This is a genomic window from Sorangium sp. So ce1335, from assembly GCF_051521615.1.
Lineage (GTDB): Bacteria > Myxococcota_A > Polyangia > Polyangiales > Polyangiaceae > Sorangium.
The window spans coordinates 150,756-165,217 of sequence record NZ_CP150363.1 but is presented as its reverse complement, the minus strand read 5'-3'; the positions used below and the strand labels follow the sequence as shown (position 1 = coordinate 165,217).

General features: G+C 70.8%; 11 protein-coding genes and 1 pseudogene. 4 read left to right on the top strand and 8 right to left on the bottom strand.

Annotation, left to right across the window (positions count from 1 at the left end; genetic code table 11):
- Positions 1-48 precede the first annotated feature (48 nt).
- On the top strand, positions 49-345 hold the full coding sequence (locus WMF24_RS00605) for a hypothetical protein (RefSeq protein ID WP_437734382.1): 297 nt from the start codon (positions 49-51) through the stop codon (positions 343-345).
- Positions 346-1,013: 668 nt separating this feature from the next.
- Here WMF24_RS00605 and WMF24_RS00600 read toward each other — a convergent pair.
- Positions 1,014-1,901: pseudogene (locus WMF24_RS00600) on the bottom strand (PA4780 family RIO1-like protein kinase); the annotation flags it as partial.
- A gap of 640 nt (positions 1,902-2,541) precedes the next feature.
- Between WMF24_RS00600 and WMF24_RS00595 the strand changes: the two are divergent.
- Together WMF24_RS00595 and WMF24_RS00590 are read left to right on the top strand one after the other, a co-directional pair.
- Complete coding sequence (locus WMF24_RS00595) at positions 2,542-4,362, top strand: glycoside hydrolase family 43 protein (RefSeq protein ID WP_437734381.1); 1,821 nt, start codon at positions 2,542-2,544, stop codon at positions 4,360-4,362.
- A 368-nt stretch (positions 4,363-4,730) separates the two neighbouring features.
- Positions 4,731-5,321, top strand: coding sequence for an MmyB family transcriptional regulator (locus WMF24_RS00590; protein WP_437734380.1), 591 nt, complete (start codon positions 4,731-4,733; stop codon positions 5,319-5,321).
- 14 nt (positions 5,322-5,335) lie between these two features.
- Here WMF24_RS00590 and WMF24_RS00585 read toward each other — a convergent pair whose 3' ends face one another.
- The 7 genes from WMF24_RS00585 to WMF24_RS00555 all read right to left on the bottom strand — a co-directional run bounded on the left by WMF24_RS00585 (position 5,336) and on the right by WMF24_RS00555 (position 12,426).
- On the bottom strand, positions 5,336-6,019 hold the full coding sequence (locus WMF24_RS00585; RefSeq protein ID WP_437734379.1) for a hypothetical protein: 684 nt from the start codon (positions 6,017-6,019) through the stop codon (positions 5,336-5,338).
- Between the two features lie 87 nt (positions 6,020-6,106).
- Positions 6,107-6,946: a dienelactone hydrolase family protein gene (locus WMF24_RS00580; protein WP_437734378.1), complete on the bottom strand. Its 840-nt coding sequence runs from the start codon at positions 6,944-6,946 to the stop codon at positions 6,107-6,109.
- 125 nt (positions 6,947-7,071) lie between these two features.
- The gene (locus tag WMF24_RS00575; RefSeq protein ID WP_437734377.1) at positions 7,072-7,824 is read right to left on the bottom strand and encodes a DUF4336 domain-containing protein; all 753 of its coding nucleotides are present in this window, start codon (positions 7,822-7,824) and stop codon (positions 7,072-7,074) included.
- Between the two features lie 90 nt (positions 7,825-7,914).
- Positions 7,915-9,507 (bottom strand): basic secretory protein-like protein, encoded by a 1,593-nt coding sequence (locus tag WMF24_RS00570; RefSeq protein WP_437734376.1) that lies wholly within the window; start codon positions 9,505-9,507, stop codon positions 7,915-7,917.
- Positions 9,508-10,193: 686 nt separating this feature from the next.
- A complete protein-coding gene (locus WMF24_RS00565; RefSeq protein WP_437734375.1) occupies positions 10,194-11,525 on the bottom strand; it encodes a hypothetical protein in 1,332 nt (443 codons plus the stop codon).
- Positions 11,526-11,780: 255 nt separating this feature from the next.
- The gene (locus tag WMF24_RS00560) at positions 11,781-12,176 is read right to left on the bottom strand and encodes a PIN domain-containing protein (RefSeq protein WP_437734374.1); all 396 of its coding nucleotides are present in this window, start codon (positions 12,174-12,176) and stop codon (positions 11,781-11,783) included.
- Positions 12,163-12,426, bottom strand: coding sequence for an AbrB/MazE/SpoVT family DNA-binding domain-containing protein (locus WMF24_RS00555; RefSeq protein ID WP_437734373.1), 264 nt, complete (start codon positions 12,424-12,426; stop codon positions 12,163-12,165). Before WMF24_RS00555 ends, WMF24_RS00560 begins: the two co-directional genes overlap by 14 nt.
- A 221-nt stretch (positions 12,427-12,647) precedes the next feature.
- On the opposite strand from WMF24_RS00555, the gene WMF24_RS00550 reads away from it, so the two are divergent.
- Positions 12,648-14,444 (top strand): glycoside hydrolase family 15 protein, encoded by a 1,797-nt coding sequence (locus WMF24_RS00550; protein ID WP_437734372.1) that lies wholly within the window; start codon positions 12,648-12,650, stop codon positions 14,442-14,444.
- Positions 14,445-14,462: the final 18 nt, after the last annotated feature.

Below are 14,462 nucleotides of genomic sequence, written 5' to 3'. Positions count from 1 at the left end.
GTTGCCTCCCTGCGCGCCTGTTCGGCGTCCGAACCTCGCCGTGATTCCGTGGGCACCGAAGCTCGACGGGAATCGAGCGCGTCGGCCCGCGGCGCCTGGTTCCGCGCGTCAGAAATCCCGCCAGAGAAACCGGTCGACAGCGAGGAGCCGCCGGAAGCAGTAGCGATTCTCATGGCTTCCGCCTGTTTCGCCGCCGAGGGCGGCTCCGGTGTGGCCGAGCGGAGCGCCCTCCGCCGCCGCGTCGCCCACGGTGACGGGCTCGCGGCATCACCGTCCCACCGTACAGCCACGCTGCACGCGCTGGACCTGCAGCCGTGGCTGGAGGCGTTCTCACGATCGCTTTGAGCGTGCTTTCTTGTCCGCCACCGTGAGTAGATCGTGCGCAGGAAGTGGGCGCGCGGCCGCGACCGCGACAACACGAATCGACCTGAGACGCGGTGACGCGCGGCCCCGCCGCGGGCGACCCCACGCGGGGCCTATCAGGGGTTCCGGCGCGTGCCCGAATGCCGATCGCTGGTGCTCACCGAGATGACGACACGGCGGCGTGGTCGCGACGCCGCCTGCGGCTCCCCTTGCTGCGGCGGCCCTTGCATCGCCTGGTGCTGTTGAGGCCTTTGCGGCGCCTCGTGGTGCTGCGGCCTTTGCGGCGCCTCGTGGTGCTGCGGCCTTTGCGGCGCCTCGTGGTGCTGCGGCCTTTGCGCGGACTGGCGCTGCGCGGGCCGTTGCGCCGTCGCATGCTGGGCCAACCGGTGGTCTGGCCCATGCTGCTGCGGTCGCTGCCTCGCCTCGTACTGGACCGGCGGTCGTCCGGATGGGTGCTGCGGTGGTCTTTGGGCAGGCGCGTTGCCCGTGTACTGCTGCCTCTGGTCAGGCCCGGCGTTTTGCGGCCTTTGCCGTGGTCCGTGTTGCTGCGGCCTTGGTCCGCCGCCATTCCTTTCATGCGCAGCCGGCCTCTCCGCCTGCCGCGGTCGGTCCCGCCTGTCGGTCGTTCGCCCCTCGGTCGTGGGCGCCTCTGGGGCGGGCGCGGGCGACTGGGCGGTCTTCGGCGCCCCCCGCATGCTGATGCCCTGACGCTCGCGGCGCTTGCGCTCGTCGTGGTTCGCGTCGCCGATGAGGTCGAGCACGGCGCGGGTATCCACCCTTCGCTCGGAGACCCGATGGCGGCCGGTCAATCGGGTCTCAGGGGTGAGCGCGCTGTTGGCGTAGAGCTCCCACATCTCCTCGCCATAGGCGGCTCGCCGTTGCTCGGGCACGAAGCGCGTGAGGAAGCGATGTAGATTGTCGACGTCACGGAGCAGGAGCTTCCTGGCGTTCTGGTTCTTCGCGGCGTCCACCGATTGGGGGAAGTCGATGATCACCGGCCCGTCGGCGCTCATGAGCACGTTGAAGTCCGACAGGTCGCCGTGCACGACGCCGGCGCACAACATCCGCACGACCTCGCCGATCAGGCGATGGTAGACCCACGTGGCCTGATCTCGGTCGAGGCTCGTCTCGGCGAGGCGAGGCGCGGGGTTGCCGTCGGCGTCGGCGACCAGCTCCATCACGAGCACGCCGTCGATCACGTGGTACGGCGTCGGCACGCGGACGCCTGCGTCGCGCAGGCGGTAGATCATGTCGACCTCGGTCGAGCGCCAGGCGGCTTCATCCTGAGCCCGGCCGTGGCGCGAGCGTTTGTCCATCGCGCGCTGGTCGCGGCTGTTGCGTACCTTGCGGCCCTCAGTGTACGCTGCGCGGTTCTTGAAGCTGCGGTTCTGCGCTTCTTTGTAGACCTTCGCGACGCGCAGCTCGCCGCCCGACCGGACGAGGAAGACCTCCGCTTCCTTTCCGCTCATCAGCGGCCGCACAACCTCGTCGATGAGCCCTTCGTCGACCAGCGACGTGAGGTTGCTCGGAATTCGCATGTTCTCGTGTGTCTTCGTTTCGCCTGGGGAAGAATCTCCCGGCGTCCTCTTGCCGCAAAAGGTGGCGCGCTGCAACCGCATCGCATGCTTCGGCGGCTGCGCCGCGCGCTGGCCGCCGCGGCGCGCCCACCACCCCTTGGGGGTCGCTCGGCCCAGCGGGGCTGGGGCCGAACGTCGAGCCCGAGGCCCACATCTTCGCCCCATCACCCACCCTGCGAGCGTACGTGGCGACTCGACCCAAGTTCAGGCTGGGCGGATCAACCGACCCCGTTGAGGTGACCCGACACTGGCTCAAGCTGATTCCTAAATTCCTGGGTTTTTCTCATGCGGAGGTATCAGTACTCTCCGGGCGGCATTGGGCCGTTGCCGGCGAGCCCCGAGGCTTGCCGATGTTCTTGACGTGGTCGGGTCCAGCCTGACCAGCGAGGTGTTCTTCATGAAGAGCTTGTCCGCGATCGGTGCCCCTCCTGGGAGTGAATGGAGGCGCAGGGATGTGCTGTGTGGTCGTGAGAGCGAGCCGAGTCAGGCCCGGTCGTCCGGGGTTTCTGGCAAGCTCCTGTCTGTCGATGGAGGCCGACGGCTGGCGGGGCGCTCCCATCGGCGCGTTGCGCGCCTCGCCTTCGTTCTGCTGGCGCTCCTCGTGAGCGCCTGCACCAGCGAGAACGCACCCCCTGGTACGAGCGGCGATCAAGGCCCCGGCTCGGGCACCGGCGGCGACGGCGGCGACGGCGGCACCAGCCCCGGCTCGGGCACCGGCGGCGATGGCGGCACCGGCGGCACCGGCGGCGACGGCGGCACCGGCGGCACCGACCCGGATACCTCGATGGCCCCCAGCAAGAACCCGCAGTTCCGCTGGTTCGAGTACGAGGGCAAGGACCCGGTCTATCAGGAGTTCACGGCGGGGGAAGGCGAGTACTTGAACCCGATCCTCGCAGGGTTCTACCCTGATCCCAGCATCTGCCGGGTCGGGGAGGACTACTACCTCGTCAACTCGTCCTTTTCCTACTTCCCCGGCGTCCCGATCTTCCACAGCCGCGATCTCGTCCACTGGACGCAGCTCGGGCACGTGCTCGACCGCCCCTCGCAGCTCGACCTCGACAGCCAGGCGATCTCCGAGGGCATCTTCGCGCCGTCGATCAGGTACCACGACGGCGTGTTCTACATGGTCACCACGCTCGTCGGCGGCGGCGGCAACTTCTTCGTGACAGCCACCGACCCGGCGGGGCCATGGTCAGAGCCCATCTGGCTCAACAGCGTCGACGGGATCGACCCCTCCTTCTTCTTCGACGACGACGGCAAGGCCTACGTCGTCAACAACGGCCCGCCGACTGGCGAGCCGCTCTACGACGGCCACCGAGCGCTCTGGATCCAGGAGTTCGATGTGGCGACGCAGAAGATGGTCGGCCCGCGCTCGGTGATCGTCGACGGCGGCGTCGACATCTCGAAGAAACCGATCTGGATCGAGGGCCCCCACGTCTTCAAGGTGGATGGAACCTACTACCTGATCGCCGCCGAGGGCGGCACAGGCGATCAGCACTCCGAGGTGGTGTTCCGCAGCGCGTCGGTGACCGGCCCGTTTGAGCCCTACGCGGGCAATCCGATCCTCACGCAGCGCCACCTCGATGGCGACCGGCCTTTCCCGGTGACCTCCACCGGCCACGCCGACTTCGTTCAGCTGCCGAACGGCGACTGGTGGTCCGTCTTTCTGGGCACCCGGCCCTACGAGGGCGATCTCTACAACACGGGCCGCGAGACGTTCCTGATGCCCGTCCGGTGGGTCGACGGCTGGCCGGTCATCACGGCAGGCACGGAGACGGTGCCCTACGTGCACGACGTCCCAGCCCTGCCGCCGCAGCCGGCGCCGGCCACCCCGACGAGCGGCAACTTCACGTACCGGGATGACTTCGACGGCGACGAGCTCGCCCCGGCCTGGAACTTCATCCGTACGCCCGTCGAGCAATGGCACGATCTCACCGCGTCGCCCGGGTGGCTGACCTTGAAGGCGCGCCCTGCGCACCTCGGGCGGCGCGAGCAACCGTCGTTCGTCGGCCGGCGGCAGCAGCACGGCTGGGCCTCCGCCTCCACGGCCATGAAGTACCTGCCGTCGGCGCCCGGGGACGCGGCGGGGCTGGTCGCGTTCCAGAACGACGACTTCTATTACTTCCTGGGCGTCACGCTGGCGGACGGCAAGCCGGTCATCCAGCTGGAGAAGAAGGCCGGGAGCAGCGCCAACGGCGAACCTCAGGTGATCGCCTCGGCTCCGGTCGATCTCTCCGCAGGCGCGCCCATCCACCTCAAGATCGAGGCGCAGGGCGCCGCCTACAGCTTCTCCTACGCGCGTGAGCCCGGGGCGTGGGTCAGCCTCCTGGAAGAGGTCGACGGGAAGATCCTGAGCACGCAGCAGGCCGGCGGCTTCGTCGGGACGTACATCGGCCTCTATGCCTACACGGAGCAGCCGTGAGCAGATCGGCGCGAGCTCTGCCGTTGAGCTGATGACGAGTCCATGTCAGCTGGCATGCTGCCTTGCGGCGCAGAACGGTACTTTTCCAGCACGGTGGCCCGCGGTTGGGGCAGCGGCGCGACTCGGCCCCATGTCGGCGCCGAGTTGCCATCGTGAATCCGCTTCTGAGCTTATCGCACCTTCATGAGGATCAGGCCCGCTCGGCTTGACGGGCATGCCAGCCCGGAGCGATAGATATCCTCATCGTGTCGCCTGGCGCACGCGAAAGTGAACTTGTCCACCCTGCGCGGCATGGCCGGCGCGGCGGACCGCTCGAGAACCTCGAGCGCGGCGAGCGAACCCGACCTGCGCGAGAGCAGCGTCGAGCAGTGAGAAGCTGGCTCGGTAACGACACGGTACGAACAAGCGGCCGTCCGCCGCCGCGCAAGCCCGCGCCGCCCGCGGCGGTCACGCCGTCGCTCCAGCTCGTGCTCGACAACCTCTCCGTCCCCGCCTTCGTGAAGACGCCGACGTTCCAGATCGTCGCGTGGAATCGCACGTTTGTCGCGGTGTTCGGCGATTACGCGGCGGTACCGGAGCGCGACCGCAACTTGCTGCGCCGGGTCTTCCAACCGGGTTCAGAAAACAAGGTGCACGACGCCGAAGACGTTCGCCGTGTCTGTCTCGCGGCGTTTCGCGTCGACATCGCGCGTGCTGGCCAATCGGTCGAGGCGACGGCGCTGATCGACGAATTGATGGGGACGAGCCCCGCCTTTCGCCGCCTGTGGGACGAAGGTGAGGTCCGGTCGCACGGAGGGTTCCAGAAACGACTCATCCGTCCCGATGTCGGCGAGATCGTGCTCGAGTCGTCGGTGTTCTACGTCGAAGGCAGCGCCGGCCTCTCGATGTTCGTGTTCTCACCCGCGGACGAGGCAAGCGCGCGCGCCATCGCGCAGCTGGTCCAACGGTCCGGAACCTGATCGCCAGGCGGAGACTAGGGATCGACGTCGATGATGTCGTCACCGAGGGCGAGATTCTCCACCTCGTCCTGGCTCAGCTCCTCCCAGCGCCATACACGCTGCAAGAGGCCGAAGTCGAAGGCCCAGTAGTACGCTTCGCCCCCGCGATCGAGCAGGACGCAGCGGTAATCCATGAACGTTCCGAACCCGTCCGCGCTCCTCGCCTCGCTGCACGAGAAGAGAACGTCGTCCTCCACCACGCTCCAGGGCACGACCTCCTCGAACCGGACCCGACGCCCCCTGGGCTCGCCTGCGCCGCGCGCCCGGCGAACCCCCGGACGATCCCCGCGCGCCCGAGGCCCCCCTGCGCGAACGAACTGGATGCCAGAGAGCTCCCCCGCGCCCGAGAACCTCAGCTCCAGCTCGAGCTCCCGGGCCCGCCACACGGGCAGAGCGTAGAACATCATCGTGGTGTGATAGGGCAGGTCCTCCGCCCGCGCCCGCTCGGTGCGCAGCGGCTCTCCGAGGAAGCGACGGTAGTCCTCCGCATGGCACCGGCCATAGAGCGACTCGAGCAGGCCCGCGGCCTCGACCATCTCCTTCGCCTCGGTGACCTCGGACGCGTCGATTCCCAGGAGCCTCAGGCCTTCCGCGACGAGCTCCGCGTTGCGCATACCCGACATGAGATACACCTGATACGCATCAACAGACTTCATCATCCCCGCCCTCCTCCTCGTCACGGCTGAACCTTGCCCCTGCCGCGTCCATTTGCGTCGCCTCGCTGACCGGCCGCGCCAGGCGACGCGCTACGCGGCCAGCAGCTTGTCGCGGAAGAGCTGGAGCACCCTGTCGAGCGCGGCGCGCGTCGGCTCGCCCGGCGCGTCGATCAGCGCGCCGGTCAGCACCGAATGGTGCTTCTTGACCGGCCCCTCGGGGTGCCCGTCGGCCTGCTCCAGCTCCACGGCGACGAACCCTTCCCCGAGGCGCTCGCGGAGGAGCTGGAACCGCTCCTCCGGCACAAGGGGATCGCCCTTGAAGCGGAGCCCTATCACCCGGAGGCCCTCCCGGTCGCAGCGCTGCGCCACCGCGTCGAGGGTCGCGGGATCGCAATCGATGGTCCGCCGCCGGCTCTTCGTGAGCGCGGCCGGGAGCGACGGCTGCGACATCACGGGCGCCAGCACCCGGGCGTCCGCCGCCATCGCGAGCGCGAACCCGCCGGTGAAGCACATCCCCACGACGCCCACGCCCGGCCCGCCGCAGCGCTGGTGCTCCGACGCGGCGAGGGACCGGAGCCAGTCGACGACAGGCGACGAGCGGCCCGTCGCGAACACGGTGAACTCCTTGCTGATGCAGGCCCTCAGCATCGACGAGAGGCCGTAGAGCGCGCCGGACACGCCCGGTCCCAGCGGGTCGCGGCCGGGGGTGCCGAAGAGGCTGGGCAGCACGGCCGTGCAGCCCAGCGCCACGACCCGGTCGGCGAACCCGAGCACCTGGGGAGAGATCCCGGGCATCTCGGTCAGCACGAGGACGGCGGGCCCCTCCCCTTTCCGATAGACGTCGTGCGCGACACCGCCGTGCGTGAAGCGCTCGCGAGCGAAGGTGGCGAGATCTCCCTCAGGCGCCCTGGGCTTGCTCGGTGCAATCACGACGACAATGCACCACAACAGGTGCGCGCGGTAAAGCCCCCCTCCGGCGACGCCCGGCGCCCCGGCGGAGGAGCGCCCACGACGGAGTCATGGAGACTGCGCCGCGCTCGCCGGCGAGGGAGCGGCTACCCTCCGGCGGAGCGCTCCCCGGCCCCGCGGGGCTCCGCCTTCGGCGCCGCCGGCAGCGCCTGCGTCGGTCGGGCGCCGATCCACGCGAGCGCCCTTCGCAGCTGCTCCTTCGCGTCGCCCTCGACAACGTCGCCGTGGGCCATGACGACGCGGTCGAAGTCCCATGCGAGGATGTCGGCGACGCTCCGCGCCGCCGCGGCGCGGTCCCTCATGAGCAGGCGCCACACGTGGTCCTGCGCGGTCTTCTTCCACGCGCCGCCGACCCAGAGGAAGACCTTCATGGCGAAGTTGCGGACCTCGTGCACGTTGAAGAGGAGATCCGTCACGACGAGCGTCCGCGACCGCGCGTGAAGGAAGACGTGCTCCGTGATGTACGGCACGCCCTCGAACAGGCGCACCCCGAGATCGTCGCCGATCTCCGGCGCCACGCCGGACCGGGGCAGCGGGGTGAAGCGAAGGCCGGAGAGCTTCTTCTCGAGCCCTGGCGCCCCGAGCACGCTCGCGCGCGGCCAGCGCTCGCTCGCGGCCTTCAGGAAGAGGTGATGGAGGCAGCTCGGCGCGACGAGGGCGCGCACCTCGCCGAGCGCGTCGACCGCCGCGGCGGACTCGTCATCGAACGCGAGCGGCGAGTGGATGACGAGCCCGCCGTCGGCCCGCCGCACCACGGTCGTGCGCGACGGCAGGTAGCCGAACGGCATCCGGAGGTCCTTCTCGTACGCCCACACGTCCTCGGCGATCGCCCGCAGCATGCGGTCATGCAACGCGCGAGAGGCCGCTCCGTCAAGGCGTATCGACGTCCCTCGTCGTGCTCTCCCGGGGGTGGGCGGGGACTCCGATGCTCAGGGGCTGCCGGGGAAGTCCACGCCCCACCAGTACAGGTCGCGGCACTCGTTCCAGAGCGCCTCGCGCGTCTGCCCGGTCAACGTGACGAAGATGCTCTCGTCGTACGGAATCGAGTCGTACGGCGCGAGGCTCGCGTTGTACGCCGCGATGAAGCCGGGCCTCTTGAACTGCTCGATCCAGAGCAGGAACGTCGCCATGTCGCCGTCGTTGTTCACGAAATCGCCGACCTTCCGGACGGTCAGATCGTGGTGCCCGGCGCGCAGGCGCATCGCGTCGGCGACGCCCTCGACGATGTACCCGTTGTTGGGCCCCACGTCGTCGAGCTGCGCCACGTGGCCGAGCTCGTGGTAGAGCGTGCCGACGATGACGCGCCGCAAGTCGTCACCGCTGTTGTAGACATCGCGGATCCAGTGCGCGCTGAACCCCACGGTGGCCTCGTCGCCGCTGGCGCTCGCCCAGGCGACGCCGCCCGAGTCGACGACGTCGATGTTCAGGATCTTCCTTCGCGCCCAGAACGCGCCGGGCTGCGCGTAGAGCCCCTCGACCACCTCGCGGAGGATCTCGCTCGCGTCCCGCTCGATCGAGGCCCCGATCGCGTCGTCGAAGCGCTGTCCGCCCTCGGTCGTCGACTGGTTCCTGTAGCGGACCGTCTGCGGGATGACCGCGCGGTACGGATCGTCCGTCCGCAGGAGCTCGATCTCGCTGAGCTGGAGGATGGAGCTGTCGCTGGTCAGGTTGAAGCGGTACTTCTTGTACGCGGTGCTGTTGTTGATGAAGTAATGGTTGCGCTGGTACCTGTTCCTGAAGCTCTCGCCAGCGCGCGCGTCGAGCTGGGCCCAGGTCACGCCGTCATTGGAGCCCTCGACCGTCCAGCTCCTCGGGTCGCGCGCCGCGAGGTCATTGGCCGAGGAGATGGCGTATCCGTCGATCGTGACGGCGCTCGGGTACTCGATGCTGATCCAGCCGCTGCTCGCGAACGTGAGCCACTTGCTGGTCGGGCGGCCGTCGAAGGCCTTCGCCGCGCCCTCGCTGGGCCCGTTCTCCCCGCTGGCGGCGATCACGGGCGGCGGCGGCAGGACGGGCGTGCCCGGCGACCCGAAGAGCGCGAGCTCGGAGAGCTGGATCTGGGACCAGCCGCCGAGGTTGCTCTGGATGTCGAGGCGGAACTTCTTGAACGCCTGCGCGCCGCTGACAGGGAACGAGCGTGTCTGGAAGCGCGCCGAGAAGGTCTCGTTCGTGCGCGTGTCGAGCGTCGTCCAGGTCAGTCCGTCGTTCGAGCCGAGCAGCCGCCAGGACTTCGGATCGCGCTCCGGATGGTCGTTCGCCGACGAGATGCTGTACGAGCCGATCACGTAGGCTTCATCGTCCGGCGCGTCGAGCTGGATCCACCCCTGGTCGTCGAAGATGAGCCACTTCGTCCCGACATCCTCGTCGAACGCGTTGCCGACGCGCTCGTTCGCGGGAGAATCGTAGGTGCTCGCGTAGAGCGCGCCGCCCTCGATCCGCTCGTCCACGAGCGCCTGCTCGGCGGCCTCGAGCTCGCCGTCGCCGGGCGCCTCTTCGAAGGCGCACCCCGAGAGCGCCGCCACGGCCGCGAGAGCTGTAGTGTGCCTGAGAACCCTGATCATCGCTTTCGCCTTTCCTTACTGTCCGGATCGCTCGAGGCCGGGAGACACGACGTCTTCGCGTCAGGCCACCGGCGCCGGCCTGCTTCAGTTCATCCTCGCCAAGGCAGGCCGCACGGCCTCGACGGTCCTGCGGATCACGGCATCTCGCCATGGATCCGGTGGCCCCGTCGGGCGCGACGCTCCCCGGAATCCCGTGTTCCCCGGAGGGCCCATCGAGCCGTCGAGAGGGGCGCCGCGCTCGCGCAAAGCGCGTTGTGCGACCTGGCAGAGCGCCACTATGGCACCGCGCCCACGGCGCGCAAGACCGCGGGGACGGGCCGGCATGGCCGCGCCGCGCCGTTCACGCCGTCCCTCACCGTGTTTCCGGCGATTCTCGCGCTCTGTCGCGAGGCCGCATCACACTTCTTCACACGACAGGAACACAGGACAACAATGGCCGTCGCGCCGCTCACGGCAGCTCCGGCGACGACGACAGTCCTTCACGAAACGCTTCACACTTCTTGACGAGAGCGCAAGTCAACGAGGGTTGACGTCATCCGCCGTCCGTCGAGGCCCGGCCCGTCACCGTCGCCTCGTCGATGGACAGCGTCATGGCGCGAGCGCGCCGGACGTCGGCGCCGCCGGCGCCCGGGCCTCGGCCGCCCCGATCACATCCACATCCGCGCCACGACGCCGTATGTCCCGGGCCCAGGGGACATGCCGACGTCGCCGCCCCCGAGGAGGACCTGATCCCCGGAGATCGCCCGCACCGTGTGCAGCACCCCGAACTCGCCGAGGTCGACGGGGAGCAGGCCGCCGTCGCCGAACGCCGGGTCGAGCGCGCCGTCGCACGTGTACCGCGCGAGCAGCGGCGCGGCCGCGCCGCCGTCGCCGCCGTTGCCCGCGACGACGACGGCGCCGCCCGGCAAGAGGACCATGTCCTCGGCCTGATCGTCGCCGCCCGTCGTCGGCCACGCGGCCACGCCGCTCTCACCGAACTGGAGGTCGGGCGCGCCGTCCGCGAGGAAGCGGCGGACCTGGAAGTCGCGCGCCCCCGCGGGGCCCGCGTCGCCGGCCACGACGACGCGGCCGTCGGGCGACAGCGCGACAGCGACGGCGCGCTCGTCGAGCCCGGGGTCTCCGGCGACGATCACGCCCCGGTCGCCGAAGGAGGCGTCGAGCCCGCCGCTCGGGTGCAGGCGGAGCACCACCATGTCGCGCTGGCCGCCTGCCTCGACCGAGCCCGCCACGACGATGCGGCCGCGCAGATCGATCGCGACCGCCTCGGCGGCCGAGGAGGGCCCCAGCGCCAGCGTCCGGTAGCCGTGCGGGCGCGCGAACGACGTGTCCAGGGCGCCGTTCGCTGTGGCGCGCGCGATCAGCAGGCGCCCGTCGCGCTGGCCCACGACCACGATCCGGTCGTCGCGCGCGACGAGGCCGGCCCGGATCACCTCGTCTCCGCCGAGATCGAGCAGGCGCTTGCCGCCGTCGCCGAAGCCCGGGTCGAGCGCGCCGTCCTTCGCGTACCGCGCCAGCGCCACGTCCGCCGAGCCGCCCCCGAACCTGTCGCGCCAGCCGACGGCGACGATCCCGCCGCCGCGCTGGGAGCCGACGCCGGCCAGGTACACATAGTCGCCGGTCGAGGCGGCCCACGAGGTCAGCACCGTGCCGCTGTCGCCGAACCCGGCGTCGGGCGCGCCGCCCCCGGTCAGGCGGGCGACGCGGAACCGGACCCCGCCGAGCCCCCCCTGGCCCCAGCCGCCGGCCACGATCTCGCCCCCCGCGACGTCGAGCGCGAAGAAGCCGCCGTCGTCGTCGGCGCCGAAGCGCACCCGCGCGACCCCGGTCCCCTCCTCGCCGAACGAGGGATCGAGCTCGCCCGCCAGCGCGCCGGCCGCGGCGCCGGCGCAGCGGACGGCCGCGCCGGCGTGCGTGGCGGGCGGGATGCTCGCGGCGGGCTCCTCGGCGAGGAGGTGAGTCGGGACGAGCAACACGACCATTGCAAAGAGAGCTCTCATGAGACGATCTGTTGGACGCGCAGGGGGTGGTGTCAAACGCGCAGGACCGCGCCCCAGCGGGCGGGTCCGCCCCTGGGCGCCGGCGATCTCGCGACGTCCGCACAGGAGCGCGTCATCGCCTCGGACGTATCCTCCGCCGGCTGCCGGGCCCGTCAACCCAGCGCGGCGCGCCGGCATCGGAGGGGTGCTATGGAGTCATGCGAGACGAACGCAGGAGAACGCCGGCCGGCTGGTCGGTCAGGGCAGCTCGCACCCGGGGTGCTTGAGCAATCGCCGATCGAAGGTCAGCAACGTCGTGCTGCCTTCGCCCTGCGCGAGCGACAGGATCAGGTGATCGGCGAGATCAGCCGAGCCCTTCGCATACGCGTCGATCGCGGTCAGCACCTCCGCGCGCTGGGGCACGAAGAAAGGGGGCGTGTTCAGCACGCCTCGCAGGGCGTCGGCGATCTGGGACCGGCCATAGGCATAAGCGCTGCTCAGGACCCACGCGAGCTCGGCGATGACGACCGCGCTCACGAAGACGCTGCCGCCGTCCGCGCGGATCTTGCGCAGCCGCGCGAGCGCCGCCTTCTGCTGGCGCGGGTCGTCCCCCACCAGCACCCGGACGATCACGTTCGTGTCAGCGACGAACACGGTGCTTCTCCCTGAGGCGCTCTCCCACCGCCCGGTCCATCTCCTCGACGGTCAGCGCCCGCTCGGGTCTCGGGAGGATGCTCGCGAGCTCGTCCAGGCTCCGCCCCGTCTTCCGGATCGTGATGGCTCCGGCGTCCGTGATTTCCCACTCGATCTGCTCGCCCGCCTGAAGCCCGACCCGACGGCGGATCGCCTCCGGAATGGTGACCTGGCCCTTGCTCGTGATCCTGGAAACGGCGATCTTCGACACCGGTCATCTCCTTACTCATGGTAAGGATACTGGCCCTCTCGACACCTTCAAGCGCGCCCGTTCCTGCGAGGAGCGGGCCCGGCGTTCGAGACGCCCGGCGCCCCGGCGCGGCGCTCGGCCGGGCCGCGCGCCGCGTCCGCCGCCCGCCGCGCGTGGCATCCCCCGTGCTCTCGCCCGAGCCGTCGCGCCGGCGCTCGCCGACGCGCGGGTCGGGAGCACGCATGCCGCTGCGGATCGAGGACTACGCGCTGATCGGGGACACGCAGACGGCCGCGCTGGTCGGGCGAGACGGCTCGATCGACTGGCTCTGCCTGCCGCGCTTCGACTCGGGCGCCAGCTTCGCCGCCCTGCTGGGCGCGCCCGAGCACGGCCGCTTCAAGATCGCGCCGAAGGACCCGGCGGCCCGCGTCCGGCGCCGGTACCGCGAGGGCACGCTCGTGCTCGAGACCGAGTTCACCACGGCCGAGGGCGCGGTGCGGGTCATCGACTGCATGCCGCTGCGCGGGAGGGCGCCGGACGTCGTGCGCGTCGTCGAGGGCGTGCGCGGCCGGGTGCCCGTCTCGCTCGAGCTCGTCATCCGCTTCGATCACGGCTCGATCGTGCCCTGGGTGCGCTCGGCCGGCGGGGCGCTGCGCGCGGTCGGCGGGCCCGACGCGCTGATCCTGCGCGCGGGGGTGCCTGTCCGCGGCGCGGGGCTCACCACGGTCGCCGACTTCGACGTCCGCGAGGGCGAGCGCGTCCCCTTCGTGCTCACGTGGTACCCGTCGCACGAGCCGCCGCCCGAGGCGCTCGACGCGGACCGCGAGGTGGCGCACGCCGAGGCCTGGTGGCGCGCCTGGTCGAGCCGCTGCACCCACGCCGGCCCGTGGCGCGGGGCGGTCGTCTCGTCGCTCATCGCGCTCAAGGCGCTCACCCACGCGCCCACGGGCGGGCTCGTCGCGGCGCCGACGACCTCGCTGCCCGAGCAGCTCGGCGGCGTGCGCAACTGGGATTACCGCTACTGCTGGCTGCGCGACGCGACGCTCACGCTCTATGCGCTGCTGCTCGCCGGCTACAGCGAGGAGGCCGCGGCCTGGCGCGACTGGCTCCTGCGCGCGATCGCGGGCGACCCCTCGAAGCTCCAGATCCTCTACGGCATCGCGGGCGAGCGCCGGCTGCGCGAGATCGAGCTCCCCTGGCTGCCTGGCTACGAGGGCTCGCGGCCTGTGCGCGTCGGCAACGCCGCGGTCGAGCAGCTCCAGCTCGACGTCTACGGCGAGGTGATGGATACGATGTACCAGGCGCGCCGCGTCGGCCTCCCGCCCGAGCCCGAGGCCTGGCGCCTCCAGCGCAAGCTGATGGACTTCCTCGAGTCGAGCTGGCGCCGACCCGACGAGGGCATCTGGGAGGTGCGGGGCGGGCCGCGCGCCTTCACCTACTCGCGGGTGATGGCCTGGGTCGCCTTCGACCGCGCCGTGAAGAGCGTGGAGCAGCTCGGTCTGGAGGGCCCGGTCGACCGCTGGCGCGCGCTGCGCGGCGCGGTGCACGCCGAGGTGTGCGAGAAGGGGTTCGACCGCGGCCGCGGCACGTTCACCCAGTCGTACGGGAGCCAGGAGCTCGACGCGAGCACGCTGCTCATCCCGCTCGTGGGCTTCTTGCCGCCGGACGACCCGCGCGTCGCGGGCACGGTGCGGGCGATCGAGCGCGAGCTCCTGCGCGGGGGCTTCGTGCTCCGTTACCCGACCGGCCCCGGCGGGACGCCCGACGGCCTTCCCGGCGACGAGGGGGTGTTCCTCGCGTGCAGCTTCTGGCTGGCGGACTGCTATGCGCTCATGGGCCGCGCCGGCGAGGCGAGGGCGCTGTTCGAGCGGCTGCTCGCCCTGCGCAACGACGTCGGCCTGCTCTCGGAGGAGTACGACCCCGCGAGCGGGCGGCTGCTCGGAAACTTCCCCCAGGCGTTCAGCCATCTCGCGCTGGTCGGCACCGCGTTCAACCTGTCCCCCGACAAGGCCGGTCCCGCGGGTCAACGCTCCCGTTGAGGGTCAGACGAGGAAGCC

What these genes read in the sequence shown, in the direction of transcription:
- WMF24_RS00565 (WP_437734375.1), bottom strand. Translation starts at nt 11,525, where the DNA reads ATGGTCGTGTTGCTCGTCCCGACTCACCTCCTCGCCGAGGAGCCCGCC.
- WMF24_RS00575 (WP_437734377.1), bottom strand. Translation starts at nt 7,824, where the DNA reads ATGCTGCGGGCGATCGCCGAGGACGTGTGGGCGTACGAGAAGGACCTC.
- WMF24_RS00585 (WP_437734379.1), bottom strand. Translation starts at nt 6,019, where the DNA reads ATGATGAAGTCTGTTGATGCGTATCAGGTGTATCTCATGTCGGGTATG.
- WMF24_RS00550 (WP_437734372.1), top strand. Translation starts at nt 12,648, where the DNA reads ATGCCGCTGCGGATCGAGGACTACGCGCTGATCGGGGACACGCAGACG.